General features: G+C 60.0%; 21 protein-coding genes. 12 read left to right on the forward strand and 9 right to left on the reverse strand.

Features of this window, described 5'->3' with window-relative positions:
• Positions 1-34: 34 nt before the first annotated feature.
• The 5 genes from H3028_RS02995 to rpoE are packed head-to-tail and all read right to left on the reverse strand — an operon-like array spanning position 35 to position 4093.
• Positions 35-1402 carry a DegQ family serine endoprotease gene (locus tag H3028_RS02995; protein ID WP_219919870.1) on the reverse strand — a complete coding sequence of 456 codons (1368 nt, stop codon included), beginning with the start codon at positions 1400-1402 and terminating at the stop codon, positions 35-37.
• Positions 1403-1424: 22 nt separating this feature from the next.
• Positions 1425-1931 carry a SoxR reducing system RseC family protein gene (locus H3028_RS03000; protein WP_181295594.1) on the reverse strand — a complete coding sequence of 169 codons (507 nt, stop codon included), beginning with the start codon at positions 1929-1931 and terminating at the stop codon, positions 1425-1427.
• Entirely contained in the window at positions 1928-2872 is a 945-nt protein-coding gene (locus H3028_RS03005; RefSeq protein ID WP_181295595.1) for a MucB/RseB C-terminal domain-containing protein, read from the reverse strand. The genes H3028_RS03000 and H3028_RS03005 overlap by 4 nt, the downstream gene beginning before the upstream one ends.
• 8 nt (positions 2873-2880) lie before the next feature.
• Positions 2881-3480: a sigma-E factor negative regulatory protein gene (locus tag H3028_RS03010; protein WP_181295596.1), complete on the reverse strand. Its 600-nt coding sequence runs from the start codon at positions 3478-3480 to the stop codon at positions 2881-2883.
• A gap of 31 nt (positions 3481-3511) precedes the next feature.
• Complete coding sequence (gene rpoE, locus H3028_RS03015) at positions 3512-4093, reverse strand: RNA polymerase sigma factor RpoE (RefSeq protein ID WP_019342233.1); 582 nt, start codon at positions 4091-4093, stop codon at positions 3512-3514.
• Between the two features lie 354 nt (positions 4094-4447).
• On the opposite strand from rpoE, the gene nadB reads away from it, so the two are divergent.
• On the forward strand, positions 4448-6061 hold the full coding sequence (gene nadB, locus H3028_RS03020; protein WP_181295597.1) for an L-aspartate oxidase: 1614 nt from the start codon (positions 4448-4450) through the stop codon (positions 6059-6061).
• On the opposite strand, the gene H3028_RS03025 is transcribed toward nadB, so the two are convergent.
• Both H3028_RS03025 and H3028_RS03030 read right to left on the reverse strand, forming a co-directional pair.
• The gene (locus H3028_RS03025; protein WP_181295598.1) at positions 6030-6485 is read right to left on the reverse strand and encodes a protein YgfX; all 456 of its coding nucleotides are present in this window, start codon (positions 6483-6485) and stop codon (positions 6030-6032) included. The two genes, nadB and H3028_RS03025, sit on opposite strands and share 32 nt — an antisense overlap.
• On the reverse strand, positions 6469-6723 hold the full coding sequence (locus tag H3028_RS03030; protein WP_181295599.1) for a succinate dehydrogenase assembly factor 2: 255 nt from the start codon (positions 6721-6723) through the stop codon (positions 6469-6471). Before H3028_RS03030 ends, H3028_RS03025 begins: the two co-directional genes overlap by 17 nt.
• Positions 6724-6882: 159 nt before the next feature.
• On the opposite strand from H3028_RS03030, the gene H3028_RS03035 reads away from it, so the two are divergent.
• The 3 genes from H3028_RS03035 (at position 6883) to H3028_RS03045 (ending at position 9430) form a co-directional block, all read left to right on the forward strand.
• On the forward strand, positions 6883-7830 hold the full coding sequence (locus H3028_RS03035) for a folate-binding protein YgfZ (protein ID WP_181295600.1): 948 nt from the start codon (positions 6883-6885) through the stop codon (positions 7828-7830).
• A gap of 45 nt (positions 7831-7875) precedes the next feature.
• Complete coding sequence (locus H3028_RS03040; RefSeq protein WP_181295601.1) at positions 7876-8712, forward strand: HDOD domain-containing protein; 837 nt, start codon at positions 7876-7878, stop codon at positions 8710-8712.
• 205 nt (positions 8713-8917) lie between these two features.
• Positions 8918-9430, forward strand: coding sequence for a DUF4142 domain-containing protein (locus H3028_RS03045; RefSeq protein ID WP_181295602.1), 513 nt, complete (start codon positions 8918-8920; stop codon positions 9428-9430).
• Positions 9431-9474: 44 nt separating this feature from the next.
• On the opposite strand, the gene ung is transcribed toward H3028_RS03045, so the two are convergent.
• Complete coding sequence (gene ung / locus H3028_RS03050; protein WP_181295603.1) at positions 9475-10170, reverse strand: uracil-DNA glycosylase; 696 nt, start codon at positions 10168-10170, stop codon at positions 9475-9477.
• A 236-nt stretch (positions 10171-10406) separates the two neighbouring features.
• Here ung and H3028_RS03055 point away from each other — a divergent pair, with 236 nt between their 5' ends.
• Positions 10407-11651, forward strand: coding sequence for an ABC transporter substrate-binding protein (locus tag H3028_RS03055; RefSeq protein ID WP_181295604.1), 1245 nt, complete (start codon positions 10407-10409; stop codon positions 11649-11651).
• 254 nt (positions 11652-11905) lie between these two features.
• Positions 11906-12727: an enoyl-CoA hydratase gene (locus H3028_RS03060; protein ID WP_181295605.1), complete on the forward strand. Its 822-nt coding sequence runs from the start codon at positions 11906-11908 to the stop codon at positions 12725-12727.
• A gap of 123 nt (positions 12728-12850) precedes the next feature.
• Here the strand turns inward: H3028_RS03060 and H3028_RS03065 are convergent, their stop codons facing one another.
• On the reverse strand, positions 12851-13297 hold the full coding sequence (locus H3028_RS03065; protein WP_181295606.1) for a hypothetical protein: 447 nt from the start codon (positions 13295-13297) through the stop codon (positions 12851-12853).
• A 226-nt stretch (positions 13298-13523) separates the two neighbouring features.
• Here H3028_RS03065 and rsxA point away from each other — a divergent pair, with 226 nt between their 5' ends.
• The 6 genes from rsxA to H3028_RS03095 are packed head-to-tail and all read left to right on the forward strand — an operon-like array spanning position 13524 to position 19764.
• Positions 13524-14108, forward strand: a complete 585-nt coding sequence (gene rsxA, locus H3028_RS03070) for an electron transport complex subunit RsxA (protein ID WP_181295607.1) — start codon at positions 13524-13526, stop codon at positions 14106-14108.
• Positions 14105-14680, forward strand: coding sequence for an electron transport complex subunit RsxB (gene rsxB, locus H3028_RS03075; RefSeq protein ID WP_168423596.1), 576 nt, complete (start codon positions 14105-14107; stop codon positions 14678-14680). The genes rsxA and rsxB overlap by 4 nt, the downstream gene beginning before the upstream one ends.
• Positions 14677-17196, forward strand: coding sequence for an electron transport complex subunit RsxC (gene rsxC / locus H3028_RS03080; protein WP_181295608.1), 2520 nt, complete (start codon positions 14677-14679; stop codon positions 17194-17196). The genes rsxB and rsxC overlap by 4 nt, the downstream gene beginning before the upstream one ends.
• Before the next feature lie 57 nt (positions 17197-17253).
• Entirely contained in the window at positions 17254-18282 is a 1029-nt protein-coding gene (gene rsxD, locus H3028_RS03085; RefSeq protein WP_181295609.1) for an electron transport complex subunit RsxD, read from the forward strand.
• A 1-nt stretch (position 18283) separates the two neighbouring features.
• A complete protein-coding gene (gene rsxG / locus H3028_RS03090; RefSeq protein WP_181295610.1) occupies positions 18284-19054 on the forward strand; it encodes an electron transport complex subunit RsxG in 771 nt (256 codons plus the stop codon).
• Positions 19051-19764 carry an electron transport complex subunit E gene (locus H3028_RS03095; RefSeq protein ID WP_181295611.1) on the forward strand — a complete coding sequence of 238 codons (714 nt, stop codon included), beginning with the start codon at positions 19051-19053 and terminating at the stop codon, positions 19762-19764. The genes rsxG and H3028_RS03095 overlap by 4 nt, the downstream gene beginning before the upstream one ends.
• Positions 19765-19797: the final 33 nt, after the last annotated feature.

The raw sequence follows: 19797 nt of genomic DNA on the forward strand, positions 1-19797 counted from the left end.
GCTCAAAAGCCGCTTTTTCAATACCGAGACGCTTCTACTCAGCGAGTTTAAATGTGATGAAGCTCGCCCGCCCCTGGCGCAACACGCGCATGGATACTGAGCGATTCTTCGGCAACTGCTCTGCAACGCGGCTAAATGTCGATGTAGAGTCGATAGCCTGATTGTTCAGGTGGGTAATCACATCACCTGGACGCAAACCAATCATCGCAGCAGGCCCGCTCGACACCTCTGCAATCACGACCCCGCCAGGCAGGTCAAGACTACGCCGCTGTTCGGCAGTCAATTCCGACACCTTGACACCAAGCCTGTTACTGCTTTTCTCGGTACCGCCGCTGGATGCCGCGACCTCCTCCCCTTCTTCCGGCAAGGCGCCGATCTGGACAGTGAGCATCTCGCGCTCACCGTCACGAACGATACCCAGCTTCGCCTTAGCGTTCGGCTTGATGGCTCCAATGAGGTGCGGCAGGTCAGCCGACATATCAATGGCATTGCCATTGACGCTCAGAATCACATCGCCAACCCGCAAACCACCCTTGGCTGCCGGCCCCCCGTCCATTACCTGCGCGACCAGCGCACCCGCTGGACGCTCGAGGCCGAACGATTCTGCCAGGTCGCGGTTGACTTCTTGTATCACCACCCCCAGCCAGCCGCGACTGACTTTGCCCTCTGCACGCAACTGATCGGCGACGTCCATGGCAACGTCGATAGGGATAGCAAACGAGAGCCCCATGAAACCACCGGACCGAGTGAAGATCTGCGAGTTGATACCGATCACTTCACCCTGCAAATTGAACAGAGGCCCACCGGAATTACCGGGATTTATTGCCACATCAGTTTGGATGAATGGCACGTAGCTCTCACTGGGCAGGTTACGTCCCGTTGCACTGACTATCCCAGCCGTTACAGTGTGGTCGAAGCCAAATGGCGAGCCAATAGCGAGAACCCATTCGCCAGCTTTCAACGCGCTGGATTTCCCCAGCTTGACCGTCGGCAACCCCTTGGCCTCGACCTTCAACAAAGCCACATCGGTGCGAGGATCTGCACCGACAAGCGTTGCCTCCAGCTCACTGCGATCAGGCAGGCGAACAATTATTTCATCGGCGTCAGCGATCACATGATTGTTGGTCAGTACATAGCCGTCAGCGGAAATGATAAAGCCCGAACCCAGAGACTGCGCCTCACGCTGCCGGCCTCCGTCGGGCATGCCAGGAATACTGTGCTCGAAGAATTCGCGAAAAATTGGCGGCAACCCTTCAAGGTCCGGCATGTGCGGGCTCGCACTACGAGCCGGGACCTTCTGTTTGGTGCTGATATTGATTACGGCAGGTGAGGCGTTTTCCACCAAGGGTCTAAAATCGGGTAGCTGGGCATTAGCTACCTCCACCTGCCCTAGACAAAACAATGCAGCGAGAAGAGCGAAGCAGCTATTCCGTGGAACCTTCAAAATCAGTCTCCCTTGACGAAAACAATCCGGCCTGGCTATGTCCTGCCGTGCCGACCAGCATCGCTCGCAACACAATTGGCTGCAGCCCCGGATCGCCTGCCGTTCGCTGACTGCGCTGGCGCACGATCAGCCACGAAACCAGAAAACCAGCAATCCCGGCGAGCATCACGAATGGTTCGGTAGCCGACAGCTCCGAAGCGATGAGTGCCGCGGCAAACAAAGCGATCAGCGGGAAAAGATAAACAAGGATGGCGCCGCGCAGCAACACGCTTTCACGGATACCGACAACAACCGAATCACCCACATTCAGGTTTAGATCAGACAGAGCCCTTATCAGCCCGCGCCGCTCGCGTACGCCAAGCCTGTCCATCAGGCCCTGACCACAGCCGTTCCGGGCGGAGCAGCCGGAACAGGTACTGCTGCGCTGCGTCTCAACCCACACGGCACCGGACTCGATTGCGATCACACGCCCTGGCTCTTCGATCATCGCGACGCCTGATCCGCCCCAGACCGCATCGACAATGCAACTCGCTCAGCAGTGCCCAGCGGTATTTCTCCAACGACCGTCACCATAACATCGCCATCAGCAGTGGAAATGCGCTTGGATACAGCCACGGTCGGCCCCATCTGGCTGCGAGCGTCTTCGACAACAGCCCCATGCAATGGCTCGAGAAACACCGAGAAGCGAGCAAGCCCATCTCCGTAGGAAAGCCACGTGACGGACTCGTCGGACGCAGGGCTGGAACGAACATTGGAGTCAAGAAGCTGGAAGCCATCCGGAAGCCAATCAGAACGCCATTCCGGCGACACCGATTTCTGCTCGGCAGCGAGCGAAACGGGCGTACATGTCGCCCCCGCTTTAACATCGGCAGACTGGATCGAGCCTGGCGAGAAATGAGTGAATTGGAAACGCTCAAGTAATTGCCCGTTCTCATCAAGCAACAGGGACTTGAGTGGCAGCGCTGTCTCACGATCGAGGTGCAGTTCAAAACCATAACGATGCTGATCCCGTGGCCGAATAGCTAACGCCACGGTCGGACGTCCCGCAACTCGGGACTCTCCGATGATCTGAAAGTCGTACCATTTGGATAGTGTTTCAGGCTCAAGCTGCTGTTGGCGCCACGGCTTGGCATCACGCACCTGGGATGCCAGCTCTTCGCTCGCGCACTGAACCTTGCCATCTACCAGCGATACTTCCGCCGGTGGGCCGTCGAGCTGCAACAGGCGCTCCCGCAGCTGTTGGTCTTGAACGAGTTGCCAAACGGCATGACTGGAGAAGCTACCATTGCGCTCGTAAACAAAAGTGCCCTGATAGCTCTGCTTCTTTTCGGCCGCTGCGAGTCGCTGCATCCAGGCATCGGCATTAGCAGCAAAGGCCGGCATTGATAGCCAGCCTCCGAGCACCACACATAGCGGTATTACACGCATGTTTTTCCTTAACGATCTTCCATGCTGGCTGCACGCGCATAGGGCAGCGCGCTTTCAGAACCGCTACCGAACGCGGCCTGCTGAGCATGCTGGCGAACATAGGCTGGCAGTCGCTTCTCATGCCAGCTATCAGCAGACGCTTGGGCACCAGCCGTCTGAGCTTCCGGCGCACCGGCATCCTCACTGTAGCCTGCCAGTACGGCCGGCCCTTGATTGGCTTGCGGAACCGCAATGCTAGGCTGTGCGGCCTGCTGTGCCACCTGCGGACCAGCTACTTCGCTCTGGTTGTACAGGCGCACGCCTGCCAAGACAGCAACGGTAACCGACGCTGCGACGGCAAGACGACCCATATTGCGCCAGGCGAAACGCTGCGGCTTGACCGCAGTGATAGCCGGCTCATCAGCCAGCGCCGCAGACACCGCCGAAGCGATATCCAGACGAGGTTCAATCAGTTCCTTGTGCATTGCGGCACGAGCAACCTGATAACGCGACCAAGTTGATCGCATTTCGGTTTCGCCATCCGCGGCGAGCACTCGACGTAATTCCAACTCGTCCGCTTCGTTATCCATCACCGCGGACAGCGATTCATGCAGGGCTTCACGACTCATGGCGGTTCCTCTCTTGGCTGTCGCCGCTGTCTCAGGATTCATGCAACAAGGGTTGCAATGCTTTATCGATGGCCTCCCGCGCCCGGAATATCCGTGAGCGGACCGTTCCCACCGGACACTGCATTACATTTGCAATGTCTTCATAACTAAGACCATCAAATTCACGCAGTGTTAGAGCCGTACGCAAATCTTCTGGAAGTTGTTGAATGGTTCTATGAACTGTGTCTTCTATTTCATCCCTAAGAAGCGCTCGCTCCGGCGACTCGATGTCCTTGAGTGCGTGATCGCCCTCATAGAACTCGGCATCTTCGGAACTTACATCACTGTCAGGCGGCCTCCTTCCTCGGGCCACCAGATGATTTTTCGCCGTATTAATGGCGATGCGGTACAGCCAGGTATAAAAGGCGCTGTCTCCGCGAAAGTTAGCAAGCGCACGGTAGGCTTTGATAAAGGCTTCCTGCGCAACATCCTGTGCCTCGTGAGAATCATGTACGAAGCGCACGATCAACCCAAGGATCTTGTGCTGGTACTTTAGTACCAACAAATCGAAAGCCCGCTTATCTCCCCGCTGTACTCGCTCGACCAGTTGCTGGTCTTGCTCCTGGGTTAGCATAAACACTCCTCCATGACCTGGAAGGGGTGCTGCGCTCGCCTGCGAGCTGACCTGCCAGAATAGACCCGGGCTTTACACAAAAGTTCTCCCCCTTCAAGCAAGCTGTCGTGCAACACACCTGACGGCATTCGCGAGCAGCGCCTCAAAACGAATCGTTCCGATGACGCTCTCCTGATATCCACAGCGAAGCCGCACCGCCCACCGATCGATGGCCAGCTGGCCCGCATCCACAACTGTCTATAGAGACGGGCTTGCAAGAAAAGTTCCAAAGCTTCGGCCAGATAAAAACGGGGCCGCTATTTTGCCGGGGGATGCGCCTATATACTAGGGTCCGCCTCAATGTGAGAGTCCGAAATGAGCCGACATTATCAATACGACGTTCTTGTCATAGGCAGCGGCGCCGCTGGCTTGACGCTGGCGCTCAATTTGCCCACCGCGCTTCGCGTTGCGGTTCTGAGCAAGGGCGAGCTGGCCAATGGTTCGACGTATTGGGCTCAGGGCGGCGTCGCAGCAGTGCTCGATACCACCGACACGGTCGAATCGCATGTTGCTGACACCCTCGTGGCCGGTGGCGGATTGTGCAAGGAGGAAGCGGTACGCTTCACGGTCGAGCACAGTCGCGAAGCCATCCACTGGCTGATCGAGCAAGGCGTGCCCTTCACCCGGGACGAGGCCGACCGCGAGGATGGCAGCTTCGAGTATCACCTGACCCGTGAAGGTGGACACAGCCACCGACGCATCATCCACGCCGCCGATGCCACCGGCGCGGCGATTTTCAATACGTTGCTTGCTCGCACTCAGGATAGAAACAACATCGACCTGCTTCACCAGCGCGTTGCTGTCGACCTGATCACCGAACGCAAGCTGGGCTTGAGCGGCAAGCGCTGCCTTGGCGCTTATGTGTTGGATCGGACGACCGGTGAAGTGGATACCTTCCAGGCCAAATTTGTCGCTCTGGCGACTGGCGGCGCAGCGAAGGTGTACCTCTATACTAGCAATCCAGATGGTGCATGCGGTGACGGCATCGCCATGGCCTGGCGCGCGGGATGCCGGGTCGGCAATCTGGAATTCAATCAGTTTCACCCGACCTGCCTGTACCACCCAAAGGCTAAGAGTTTCCTGATTACCGAGGCGTTGCGTGGCGAAGGGGCCGTGCTCAAGCTGCCCAACGGCGAGCGCTTCATGCCGCGCTTCGATACGCGCGCGGAGTTGGCCCCGCGAGACATCGTAGCTCGGGCGATAGATCACGAGATGAAGCGACTGGGTGTCGATTGTGTCTATCTGGACATCAGCCACAAGCCCACCGAGTTCATCAAAGCGCATTTCCCGACCGTCTACGAGCGTTGTCTGGAGTTCGGCATCGACATTACTCGCGAGCCAATTCCTGTGGTACCTGCTGCTCACTATACCTGCGGCGGAGTCGTGGTCGATCAAGCGGGCAGAACCGATGTCCCGGGGCTCTACGCCATTGGCGAAACCAGCTTTACCGGGCTGCACGGTGCCAACCGAATGGCCAGCAATTCACTGCTGGAATGTTTCGTCTATGCCCAGGCCGCCGCTCAGGACATGCTCCGCGAGTTGCCCGCAGTCCTGACGCCCGCCCGCCTGCCCTGCTGGGACGCAAGCCAGGTCACCGATTCGGATGAAGATGTCATCATCGCCCACAACTGGGATGAACTGCGACGCTTCATGTGGGACTACGTCGGCATCGTCCGTACGAGCAAGCGCCTAGTGCGCGCGCAGCACCGTGTGCGCCTGCTGCTGGGTGAGATCGATGAGTTCTACAGCAACTATAAGGTCAGTCGCGACCTGATCGAGCTACGGAATCTGGCGATGGTGGCGGAGCTGATGATCCGCTCGGCTATGCAGCGCAAGGAAAGCCGGGGCTTGCATTTCACCCTGGACTACCCCGAGCAATTGCCTCAGGCGAAGGACACTATTCTGGTGCCGCCCACCTACGCCGAGTGAACTTCAGCCGGAGCCGCAAGCGCCGATGCTGATCGGCCGGCATCGCCCCGCGGGGGATGCAAACGCCACGCGTGAACCAGCGGCCTGGCACCTTGAAGCGCAACACCACGACCAGCGGCAGTGCAATGCTATCAGGCCGCAACTGGACGGGTTGCCAGCCTGCCCGCCGGCTCCAGAGCGACCAGCCGTGCTGATCATGGCGCAAGCCGAGCCAGGACGAACCGCGGGAAAGCAAGATGCGCGACGGTATCACCCAGACGGCATGCAGCAGGCATAGCAGCAGGCCGAGCAGCCGGAACCAGAACGGAACTGGCAGCACCAGCAGGGCCGCGACGGCCAACAACAGCGTTGCCACGTAAAGGCCTAGCAACAGGCCTGACGATCGCCAGTGGCATTCGAAAGTTTGATTATTTGGGCTGGACACGATCGAGGATCATGCGAACCATATAACGCAGATCTTCATCGTCCGGTTCGGCGCGCTCCATGAACCAGCCAAACATGTCCTGGTCCTCGCAACTCAGCAGCTTGCGGTAGCGGCGCTGATCCTCTTCATTCAACTGCGGATAGATCTCTTTGACGAAAGGCACCAGCAGGACGTCCAGTTCGAGCATGCCACGGCGGCTCTGCCAGAACAGGCGGTTGAGTTCAGATTGTTCGACCATGCAAATGCTCCTGAGTTGAAGCCCGGCATTATAGCGACTGACGCAACGGGCCGGCATGTTGATTAGCGGCAACCGAGCACGGAGTGTCAGCTGGCGCACGCTGTGTTTTGCCAACCTCCTGCTATGATGCCGGTCCGGATTTCTTCACGGCGACCCGTCATGACCGATACTGCTTTTTTCTGCGTCCTGTCGCACGAAGGCGTCCTGGCCGTACGTGGCCCGGACGCAAGCAAGTTCCTGCAGGGGCAACTGACTTGCAATCTGAATTACCTGGATGCCCAGCATTCGAGCCTCGGCGCGCGCTGTACGCCCAAAGGGCGCATGCAGTCAAGCTTCCGTATTCTGGAGGAAGGCGATGGTTACCTGCTGGCGATGGATCGCGAGCTGGTCCAGACGCAACACGCCGACCTGACCAGGTTCGCGGCATTCTCAAAATCCAAGCTGTATGACGAGAGCGCTCAGTGGGTTCGATTCGGTCTCAGCAAGGGCGACGGCGCCCTGGTCAGCCTCGGCCTGGATCTTCCCCAAGCAGCCGACCAGGTGGTCGCGGCGCACGGATTGATCGCGGTTCGCCTCTCCGATGGCCGCGCCGAACTTTGGATCCGCGCGACGGAAGCCGAAACCACTCAGCTGCGGCTGGCTGCGCAGCTTCCCGAGGCATCGATCGATCGCTGGCTGCTGGCGCAGATTCGCGCGGGAGTTGGTCAAGTGGTGGCGGGTACTCGTGAATTGTTCATTCCCCAGATGATCAACCTCCAGGCTCTAGGCGGCGTCAGCTTCAAGAAGGGTTGCTACACCGGTCAGGAAATCGTCGCGCGGATGCAGTACCTGGGTAAATTGAAGCGCCGTCTGCAACGCCTTGCTGCTGAAGCCAGCGACGCCGAGGTACCGGCTCCGGGTCTCGAATTATATTCGCCGGTTCACGGCTCCAGCGTGGGCGAAGTGGTCCTGGCAGCAAGCGCAGAGGGCTCAATGGAGCTGCTCGCAGTGCTGCAGGAAGACGCCGCGGCTGATGGCCGGATATTCCTCGGCTCGCCGGATGGCCTTCCGCTGACACTGCTCGATTTGCCGTACACGCTAGACGCGGACAAAGAAATCCAGCACTAGTCCTAGCCCGCCACACCCAACACAGAATTATCGATAAGGAACGACATGAGCACTCTTGCCGACAAGGTCCAGCAGGAACTGATGCAGGCGATCGAAAACGACGAGCTGGTCCTGCCGACGCTCCCAGAGGTGGCACTACGCGTCCGGGAGGCCGCAGAGGACCCAGACGTTAGTATTCCGACGCTGGCCAAGGTGATCGGCAACGACACCGCCCTCACCGCACGCATCATCAAAGTAGTCAACAGCCCCCTACTGCGTACCAATAGGGAGATCAACGATCTGCAGATGGCGATCAGCCGTCTCGGCATCAACTATACGTCGAACCTGGCGACCGGCCTGGCCATGGAGCAGATGTTCCAGGCCACCACCGACGTGGTCGACCGTAAGATGCGCGAGGTCTGGAACAAGAGCACCGAGATTGCCGCTATCAGCCACGTGCTATGCCGCAATTTCACCCGCCTTCCGGCCGACCAGGCGACACTGGCGGGCCTGATTCATCAGATCGGCGTCCTGCCCATCCTGACCTATGCCGAAGAGCACAGCGCCCTGCTCAGCGACTCTATAAGCCTCGACCATGTCATCGATCGGATCCACCCGATGATCGGCGAGAAGATCCTGCGCACTTGGGAGTTCCCCGATCCAATCGCAGTGGTTCCGGGGCAGCACTTGGATTTCTCTCGCACTTCCGACAAGGTGGATTACGTCGACATCGTTCAGATCGCTACTCTGCAGAGCTACATTGGCACCTCGCACCCTTATACGCAGCTCGACTGGAACCAGATTCCAGCGTTCGCCAAGCTGGGGCTCGATCCGAACACCCTGCTGGAGGAAGATGAAGACCTGTCCGCAGCGATGGACGCTGCGATGAGCATGCTGCAATAGCGCGCTTCGCGGGTGCCGCCCGGCACCCGCACTCCCTGCCCGCACTATTCCCGCCCCAACCTTCTCCTGACCGCTCGCCGGAATTACGGAACCGCTATTGCCGGCCCAAGTCACAAAATAGACGGCGTTTTGCCGTATCTCGCTCGTGCCCCTGGCCATGCCTCGGCGCCGTACCAGCTTGTCAGCAGATGAAGGAGAACCAACGATGACGACTAAAGCATTCCTATCGGGCACCGCGGCATTGCTATTCGGTGTAGCAGCGAATTTCGCATTGGCTGCGGAAGGTGAAAACTTCGTCGACGAAGCGTCGGCGAAGGGCATGGCGGAAATCGAGACCGCAAAACTGGCGCTGGACAAGGGCACGGCCGAGGACGTCAAGAGCTTCGCGCAGAAGATGATTGATGACCACACCAAGTCGAATCAGAAGCTCGCCGAGCTTGCCGGCCAGCATGACGATCTGGAGATGTCCGACGAAGCGACACTCATGGACAAGGCCAAGGCCATGATCCTGCAATTGCGTGATGGCGAGAACTTCGATCAGGCCTATGCCAATAATCAGGTGGTGGCCCACGAGCAGACCATCGAGCTATATCGCGAGTATGCCCAGAACGGCGAGAACCCAGAGCTCAAGAAGTTTGCCGAATCGACGCTGAAGGTACTCGAACAGCATCTGCAAAATGCTCAGGAGCTAGCCTCCGCCCACGGCAGCAAGCAGTAACGGCAGCGAGCGCCCACCCGGCGCCGCAGCCGCGGCGCCGTCTTTCAAACCTCGGCTGGAAGCTTCCAATCGATCGGTGCCAGCCCCTGCTGCTTGAGGAACTGGTTGGCCCGGCTGAAATGCCCATTTCCGACGAATCCCCGGTGAGCCGACAAAGGGGACGGGTGGACTGACTTGAGCAGCAGATGCTTGGTTGGATCGATCAGCTTCGCCTTGCTTTGGGCATGCGCGCCCCAAAGCATGAACACCACGTTTGAACGGCTTTCGCTTACCACTTCGATGATCCTATCGGTCAGACGCTGCCAACCCCGTTTTGCATGCGACCCGGCCATCCCCTGCTCCACGGTCAGCGAGGTGTTGAGCATCAGCACGCCTTGATCCGCCCAATGCTGCAGATAGCCATGACGAGGAACATCCAGATTTAGGTCGCGTTTGAGTTCCTTGAAGATGTTCTGCAATGACGGCGGCGGTGCTACACCCGGCTGCACCGAGAAACACAGGCCATGCGCCTGCCCGGCGCCGTGGTACGGGTCCTGCCCGAGAATAACCACCCGAACGTGATTCAAAGGCGTCGAATTGAGGGCATTGAAGATCAACGGACCCGGGGGATAGATAACTTTTCCGGCCGCTTTCTCTTGACGCAAAAACGCTCCCAGCTGCTGCATGTATGGCTGCTCGAACTCGTCGTGCAACGCCGCCTTCCAGCTATCTTCGAGTTTGACACGATCAATTTGGCTCATGGCGCTACTCTGGTATGCCGAGGCGCTGACCCTAAGGAAAGGCTTGGGGAGAGTCAATGTATGAGACCGAGCCAGGTGAGCCTCCGCTTATCTTGAATAAAAATGAACACGTCCGGAATGTCGCCCACCGCACACTTGTGCAACCAGCCCTCGCATAAGACCAACGAACACGTGACGAACAGTCGCAACGCGCGCTAAAAAGGTCTCGCCAACAAAAAATACAATAAGGACCTGCAATGAAACGGATTACCCTTCTGGCCCTAGGCTTGGGTTTTTGCCTGGCTGTAGAAGCCGCCGATCCGATCACCCTCGGACTCAACTATCCCCGCACCGGCAGCTATAAAGAAGAAGGCCTTTCCCAGATGCGTGGTGCGCTGCTGGCCATCGACGAAATAAACGCCAAGGGGGGCGTGCTGGGTCGGCCGCTTAAGCTTTCCACTCGCAACTCAGCCTCGCGACCGGAGAAAGCCGTGGCGAACGTCGACAAGCTGGTCGACGAAGGCGCCGCCATGCTATTTGGCGGTGCCTCTAGCGCAGTCGCCATCGCAGCAGGCAAACGCGCGAAAGAGCGTGGACTGCTCTACTTCGGCACCCTCACCTACTCCAACGACACGACCGGCAAGGACGCCCATCGCTATATGTTCCGCGAGTGCAACAACGCCTGGATGAGCGCGCAGGTATTGGGGCAATACCTGAACAAGCATCTTCCGAACAAACGCTACTTCTATATCACCTCCGATTACACCTGGGGCCATACCAGCGAAAGCTCTCTGCGTCAGGCAACCGGCACCCAGAACAGCAGCCAGCACCCCGGTATCAAGACGGCCTTTCCCGGTGCGCGCCTCTCTGACTATCGCCAAGCCTTGACCCAGGTAGCGGAGAGCGACGCCGAAGTGCTGGTACTGGTCCTGTTCGGCGAAGACCTGGTGCGTGCGATGCGGATCGCCGATGATCTCGGTCTGAACAAGAGAATGCAGGTCGCCGTGCCCAACCTGACGCTGAACATGGTCGAAACGGCAGGCCCGGACATCATGCGCGGCGTGCTGGGCACCGAACCCTGGACCTGGCGGGTACCGGACCTGGAAGGCTCGGTTGCGGGTAAGCAGTTCGTTCAGAATTACGACGAGCGTTACCAGACACACCCGTCCAGCTCGGCAGCCTCCGCCTACAGCATCGTCTATCAGTGGGCTGATGCCGCAACTCGCGCACGTAGCCTCGACAGCGAGCGGATCATCGCAGCGCTCGAGGGCCATCGCTACAGCCTGCTCAAGGATGAGCAGCAATGGCGCACCTTCGATCATCAAAACGTGCAGACGGTTTATGCGGTGAAGGTCAAGCCGCGCGAGGAGGTGCTCAAGGACCGTTTCAAGCAGGACTACTTTGAAATCGTTCATCGCCTGACGGGCGAGCAGGCTGCGCCAACCTTGGCGGAGTGGCAGGCCGAACGCCGTGCGGCTGGTCAGACGCTGGTCCTGCAATAATCCTAGAGGAGCGGCACGGTCCCATCCAGGCCGCCCCAGAACCCATCGAATCACTCCACTCGTCTACGGCCGCTGTCATGCTATCGCGACGACAGCCGCCATCCTGCAGACGACACCCCCGACAACGGCTCACAGCTAGGCTTGGCGTATCGGTATGTATTCGCGTCGCGACGGCTGAACGCAACACACGGTCTGTTCGCGCGTCTGATACAGACAATTGCATGCATTTGATCCCGACGAGGATGATCACCGCCATGAGTACGACTGCAGTAGAACCATACAAATCCGGTGTCTTCGACCTGACTCATAAGCTGACCGTGGAGAAGCATGGGCATACGGCGCTTATCACCATCAATCATCCGCCAGCCAATACCTGGGATCGCGAGTCATTGATCGGTCTCAAGCAGGTCGTCGAACACCTGAACCATGACGACGAGGTCTATGCACTGGTCGTCAGCGGTCAGGGTGAAAAATTCTTCAGCGCCGGCGCCGACCTCAAGCTCTTCGCCGACGGTGACCGCACCCGTGCACGGGAGATGGCAAAGCGCTTCGGTGAGGCCTTCGAAGCCCTGAGCGAGTTCCGTGGCGTATCGATCGCGGCCATCAATGGCTTCGCGCTAGGTGGGGGGCTTGAATGCGCGCTGGCCTGCGATATCCGAATTGCCGAACAGCAGGCCCAGCTTGGCCTACCGGAAGCGTCGGTCGGCCTGTTGCCATGCGCCGGAGGCACACAGGCGTTGGCCTGGCTGGTCGGAGAAGGCTGGGCCAAGCGGATGATTCTCTGCGGTGAGCGCGTGACAGCCGACACAGCGTTGCGTATCGGCCTGGTAGAACAAGTGGTCGAGTCAGGTGAAGCCCGGGGCCATGCGCTGTTATTGGCGTCTCGGGTCGCGCGCCAGAGCCCTGTTGCCGTACGTACGATCAAGCCGCTCATCGACTCGATGCGTAACCGCGGCCCGATTAGCCTGGCCGCCGCCGAGCGCGAAGCCTTCGTCGACCTGTTCGAAGCCGAGGACACCTTGGAGGGTGTCAACGCATTTCTGGAAAAACGCGAGCCGCGCTGGAGAAACCGCTGATCTCGGTTGCTCAACAGCGGACGCTCTGATTGTCCAGACGCGCCAGCTTTGACAGACCTGGACGCCGTCACGTCAGCATGCCGTGCCTGAACAGGCTGACGTAATTACTGCCGTAATAGCCTTTCAGCGATGGTGATGCCGACCGCCGAAATCACGGCGTTCATGCATCCGGTAATCACGCCCGTCGCGAACCATTGGCGGGCGGCCAAAGCTTTTCGGGTGATCGCGATGCCAGCGATGCGGGTGGTCGGCCCTCGACTTGCGCCCACGGTCCCAACGCTGCAGCTGGCCAATTTCACCACGGCGTTCATGGTTCCAGCGCTGCCGATCTGACCCACGGTGCCGATCGTAATATTGCGGTGGAAGTTGCCCCTGATAGCGCGGCGGCAGATTCTGCGGATACTGCCGGTGCTGCGGGTAAGGACTGCGCGGGTCGTACTGGTACGAGCGGCTGTCGACGCGATAGCTGCCGCCATCCGGCTGGTAGAACCACACACCGCCGCGCGAGTCAGCGCATGCCTGGGTCCCGAACCCCAGACCTAGCAACAGGATCACTATTCGAATCTTCATTGGATACCTCCAGCAGCCGCTCTGCCTGAAAGCTGCGGCCTCATCCCATCAGACCACAGCAAATGGCCGACCAGCACCTGATCGGACGTCCGGTGCATTTCCATATATGTCACCATCCCCCGCATAAGCCGCCCCGGACCTTCGCGGCCTTGTATGGCCGCCGCCGCTTCCCGATAATAGCGGCCTTTTAGCCTCGGCTCATGCAGAGCGCCACAGGAACCCCGCGATGACCGAACTCGCCCTGATCATGGTTAGCGCCATCCTGGTCAACAATTTCGTGCTGGTGCAGTTTCTCGGTCTGTGTCCGTTCATGGGCGTTTCGAAGAAAATCGAAACCGCCATCGGCCTGTCCTTGGCCACGACTTTCGTTCTGACCTTGGCGGCAATGTGCAGCTATATTGTTCAGCAGTACGTATTGCAACCGTTGGATCTCGAGTTTCTTCGCACCATCAGCTTCATTCTGGTAATCGCCGTAGTGGTGCAGTTCACGGAGATGGTGGTGAACAAGACCAGCCCCCTGCTCTACCGCGTGCTAGGGATCTTCCTGCCGCTGATCACCACCAATTGCATTGTGCTCGGCGTCGCGCTGCTGAATGCCAACAAATCCGAGTTCACTTTCATCACCGCCACGGCGAACGGCTTCGCGGCGGGCTTGGGCTTTTCGCTGGTACTGGTGCTGTTCGCCGCCATGCGTGAACGCATAGCTATCGCCGACGTCCCCAGGTCCTTCCAAGGCGCCGCCATTGGCATGGTCACGGCCGGGTTGATGTCGCTGGCATTCATGGGCTTCAGTGGATTGATCAAGCTATGAGTCTGGTCGTGATTGCCGTGCTCGCGCTCTTGGCGCTATGCCTGGTATGCGGGGCGATCCTCGGCTTTGCCGCGGTGCGCTTTCGCGTCGAGGGCGATCCGATCGCCGAGCAGATCAACGCGCTGCTGCCACAGACTCAATGCGGCCAGTGCGGCTATCCAGGCTGCAAGCCCTACGCAGAAGCGATCGCCGGCGGCGACAAGATTAATAAATGCCCACCGGGCGGTGAGTCGACAATCCAGGCCCTTGCCGATCTGCTCGATGTCGAGCCCGAACCGCTGGACGCCGTCGAAGGTGAAGTGCCACCCCGCGTCGCCTACATCCGCGAAGCCGAGTGCATCGGCTGCACCAAGTGCATCCAGGCCTGCCCGGTGGACGCCATCGTCGGCGCCGCCAAGCAAATGCATACGGTCATTGTCTCCGAGTGCACGGGCTGTGATCTCTGCGTGGAGCCATGCCCGGTGGATTGCATCGACATGATCGAAGTCGGCGGCAACCTGCAGAGCTGGAAGTGGGACCAGCCCTTGATGCCAGGCCAACTGATCGCCAGTGACCGGGGGCAGGCCGCATGAGCTCATTGAATGTATGGGATATCCACGGCGGCATTCACCCGCCGGAGCGCAAGGATCTATCCAACCGCACACCGACCCAGCAGCCGCCGCTGCCCGCTCGCCTGGTGGTACCTCTCGCCCAGCATCTCGGCGCACCTGCCGAACCCTGCGTCACCCTCGGCGAGCGCGTGCTCAAGGGGCAAAAGATCGCAAAGGCCACTGGCTTCGTCAGCGCACCGGTACACGCGCCCACCTCGGGAACCGTCAGCTTCATCGGGCCCCAGCCCTACCCTCACGTTTCGGGCATGCTCAGCGCGGCGATCATCATCGACAGCGATGGGCAAGACGAATGGATCGAGTTGCAGCCACAAACGAATTACCGGGCCAAGCAGCCAGCCGAGCTGCTTGAGCTGATCCGTCAGGCCGGGATCAGTGGCCTCGGCGGTGCCGGTTTCCCTGCTGCCGTCAAGTTGACAGCCCCGCCCACTCGGAAGATCCGCGCCCTGATCATCAACGGCACCGAATGCGAACCCTATATCACCGCCGATGATTTGTTGATGCGCGAGAAAGCCACAGAGCTCGTCGCCGGGATCGAGATACTGGCGCATCTGATCCAGCCGGAGCAGGTCCTGATCGGCATCGAAGACAACAAGCCCGAGGCCATCGAAGCCGTGCGCACGGCGATCGGCGATCGCGATTTTTTGCTCAAGGTGTTCCCGACCAAATATCCATCGGGTGGCGAAAAACAGCTGATTCAGATCCTGACCGGCGAAGAAGTCCCCAGTGGGGGCCTGCCTGCCGACATCGGCATGCTCTGCCAGAACGTCGGCACTTGCGTGGCCATTCATGACGCGGTGCTGCTCGGCAAACCCCTTATTTCACGCATCACCACCCTTACCGGCGAAGCCCTGGCTCGCCCGATGAACGTCGAAGCGCTGATCGGAACACCAGTGACCGAATTGCTCGCCTTTGCGGGGCTCGACAGCAGCAAACTCAATCGGCTAATCATGGGCGGGCCGATGATGGGCTTCACGCTGCCGTCGATGGATGTGCCGCTGGTGAAGACCACCAACTGCCTGCTCGCGAGCACCTTGTCGGAGCTACCGCCGCCTCCACCGGCCCTGCCGTGTATTCGCTGCGGCGAGTGCGCTGAGGCCTGTCCGGCCAGCCTGTTACCGCAACAGCTGCACTTCTTCGCGTTGGGCCAGGAGCATGAACAGCTCAAGGCCTACAACCTGTTCGATTGCATTGAATGCGGCGCCTGCGCCTATGTCTGCCCATCGAGCATTCCGCTGGTGCAGTACTACCGCGCCGCCAAGGGCGAAATCCGCTCGCTGGAGCAGAAACAGCAGAAGGCCGAACATTCCAAGCAACGATTCGAGCTGCGCCAGGAGCGCCTGCGGCGCGCCGAGGAGCAGAAGGAAGCCGATCGCAAGGCCCGTGCCGAACGCGCCGCCCGCGCCAAAGCGGTTCAGGCGGAAACCAGCTCCACGGCCAGTCAGGATGACCCGCTTGCTCGCGTTCAAGCCAACAAAACCGGAATGTCCGACGAGCAGAAGAAGCTCAAGATCGAAGCGAGCATGGCCCAGGTCGCACTGAAAAAGGCCGAGAAACAGCTCGCCGCTCACGCCACACCGGAGCTCGAATCCCAGGTGACCGAACTGCGCGAGGCCGCCAGCATGGCGCAGAAAGCACTGAGTGAGGCCATTGCGGCCACGCCCCCATTGCAAGCCGCGCGCACTCCCGCGAACGACGAGGCGCTGAAGAAGGCCAAGATCGAGGCCGCCATGCTTCGCGCCCAGGTGCGCAAGCTGGAGAAACTCGAAACCCTCGACGCCGAGCAGCAGACCGAGCTAACCCGCCTTCAAGCGCAACTCGCCACAGCCGAACAGACCCTGGCAGATGCACAAACCAGCGCGCCCGCGGCCGGCCCAACCAAAACCAAGCCTGCTGACGACGAGGCGCTGAAGAAGGCAAAGATCGAAGCCGCCATGCTCCGTGCCCAAGTGCGCAAGCTGGAAAAACTCGAAAACCTCGACGCCGATCAGCAGACCGAGCTGACCCGCCTTCAAACGCAACTCGCCGTAGCCGAGCAGACCCTGGCAGACGCACAGATCAGCGCGCCCGCGATCGCGCCACCCAGGCCCTCCGGTGACGACGCGCTGAAGAAGGCAAAGATCGAGCTGGCGATGAAGCGAGCCGAACTGAAAAAAGCTGAGAAAGCCGCGGCAGACGATGCCGAGCTGAGCAGGCTCCGCGATGGCCTGGCCAGCGCGGAACAGGCGCTGCATGACGCCGAAGCGAACTCCGGAAAGCCCGCGCCGGAATTGATTCGTAGCGAGAAACGTCCAGTGGACGAGCTGACCCGCGCGCTGAAGACCGACCTCGCCTTCGCCCGCGCCGAACTTCGCAAGCTTGAGCGCAATGAGGCCAGCGAAGCCAGCGCGCTCGAAGCCGCGCGGATCCGCCTGAGCGAAGCCGAGCGCAAGTTGCAACAGCATACCGATGCTTTAGGAGCAGGCACTCCGCAGGCTTAACCATTCTGGGGCGGTGCGTCACCAACCCGCCCACATCAGCATTCGACCGGAGAGCCAATGGCCCTGCCCCGCGTTACCTCACCGCATACCAAAGGCAACAACCGCACTCAGCGGGTCATGTTGCTGGTGCTGGCGGCAACACTGCCAGGCGTGATCGCTTTGACTTGGCTCTATGGTGCCGGCACGCTGATCAACCTGATCTGGGCGAGCGCCGTGGCGCTGGGTTGCGAGGCGCTGATCCTCAAACTCCGGCAACGTCCGGTGCAATTCTTCTTGCGCGACGGCAGCGCACTGGTCACCGCCGCGCTCCTGGCCTTGGCGCTTCCGCCCTACTCACCCTGGTGGCTGACGCTGATCGCCACCGGCAGCGCGATTATTTTTGGCAAGCAGCTCTATGGCGGCCTCGGGCAGAACCCCTTCAACCCAGCGATGATCGGCTACGTGGTGGTGTTGGTTTCCTTCCCCGTGGAAATGACAACCTGGCCTGTGCCGCACAGCGTTGGCCTTAGCGCCGGATTGCAACACATCCTCGGTATCGCCTCGCTGCCCGACGGCTGGACGCAGGCTACGGCACTCGACGTCCTCAAGGTCAACAAGAGCCTGACCATTGACGAACTCTGGGCCAACCCAGCCTTTGGGCACTTCGGTGGCATCGGTTCGGAAGTAGTCAATCTCGCATTCCTCGCTGGCGGCCTGTTTCTCCTGCACAAACGCCTGTTCAGCTGGCATGCGCCTGTCGGCATGCTCGCCACGCTCACGCTGATGAGCCTGCTCTTCTGGAACGGCTCAGGATCGGATAGCCACGGTTCGCCGCTGTTCCACCTGCTCAGCGGCGCGACGATGCTTGGCGCCTTCTTCATCGTCACGGACCCGGTGAGCAGTGCCACCAGCAACCAAGGTCGACTGATCTTCGGTGCCGGCGTCGGCATCTTGGTTTATGTCATTCGCGCTTGGGGCGGTTATCCGGACGCCGTGGCGTTCGCCGTGTTGCTGATGAACCTGTCGGCTCCCACGATCGATTACTACACCCGTCCGCGCACCTATGGCCACCGCAAGGCCGAGCGCGGCTTCAAGCTGGGCGAATGACATGATCCTTCCTGAACTCAGCCGTTCGATGTTCAAGAACAGCCTGGTGCTAGGCCTGTTTGCTGTGGTGACTGTCGGCGCTGTGACCGTGCTGCAGCAATTCACCGCCGAACGCATCCAAGCATCCGAGCGCGCCGCGCAACTACGCGCACTGAACGAAATCCTGCCCCGTGACAGCTACGACAACCAGTTGCTCGATAACAGCATCGAGGTACACGACCCGCTGCTCGGAACCCGCCAGCCACTCGCGGCGTATATCGCCAAGAAGGACGGTCAGCCCAGCGCAGTCATCCTCCAGGCCATCGCGCCAGACGGGTACAGTGGAGCGATACAGCTGCTCGTCGGCGTGCGGGCGGATGGGCGAGTCGCCGGCGTCCGGGTGGTCAGTCATCGAGAGACGCCTGGCCTAGGCGACAAAATCGAACTGGCTAAGAGCCAGTGGATACGAAGCTTCGAGAACCGCTCGCTGACCGACCCCGAAGAATCCGGCTGGGCCGTGAAGAAGGATCGCGGTGAGTTCGACCAGTTTGCCGGCGCGACCATTACGCCACGCGCCGTGGTCGGCGCGGTGCATCGGGCGCTGCAGTATTTCGATGCGCACAAGGCCGAACTGCTCAATGCCAGCGGCAGCCCGATAGCACCGGAGCAAGCTCTGGAGAGCATGACAGAACCCGCCGAAGTGACCACCCATTCACGGGCCGGCGCTGCCGCCACCCGTGACGAGTTGCAGGTCGACGAACCGCAGCCCGAGCAGAAAGGCCAGACACCATGAGCAACCCCAGCTACCGAGAACTGAGCGTCAACGGCTTTTGGAAGAATAATCCGGCACTGGTCCAGCTGCTAGGGCTCTGCCCGCTACTCGGGGTGAGCAACTCGACTGTCAACGCTCTGGGGCTGGCGCTTGCCACCGCACTCGTGTTGATCTGTTCGAACATTGGCGTGTCACTGGTGCGCGGCGTGGTCAATACGGCCGTGCGCCTACCGGCTTTCGTAATGATTATCGCCGCCCTGACCACCTGCATCGAACTGCTGATGCAGGCCTACACCTATGAGCTGTATCAGATTCTCGGCATCTTTATCCCGCTGATCACCACCAATTGCGTGATCCTCGGCCGCGCCGATGGTTTTGCGGCCAAACACAACCCGTTGATCGCCGCCTTCGATGGCCTAGTCATGGGCTTGGGTTTCGCACTGGTGCTGGTGATATTGGGCGGGTTGCGCGAACTGTTCGGGACGGGTGCGCTGTTCGCCAACATGCACCTGCTGTTCGGCCCGGTCGCTGCCGATTGGCAGATCACCTTATTCAGCGATTACAAAGGGTTCCTGCTGGCGATCCTGCCGCCCGGCGCGTTCATCGTGCTCGGTCTGTTGATCGCGCTGAAGAACCGCATCGACCAGCAACTGGCCGAACGTGCCAAGACCAGGCAGCCCATCGAGCCGGTGCAGAGCCGTCGCGTCCGCGTCACCGGGGTCATCGAGTGAAGTTGCGATCGTTATTCCTCAGTTCGACAAGCT

Origin of the sequence: Pseudomonas sp. Q2-TVG4-2 (assembly GCF_013620795.1) — a bacterium.
Taxonomy (GTDB): Bacteria; Pseudomonadota; Gammaproteobacteria; order Pseudomonadales; family Pseudomonadaceae; genus Stutzerimonas.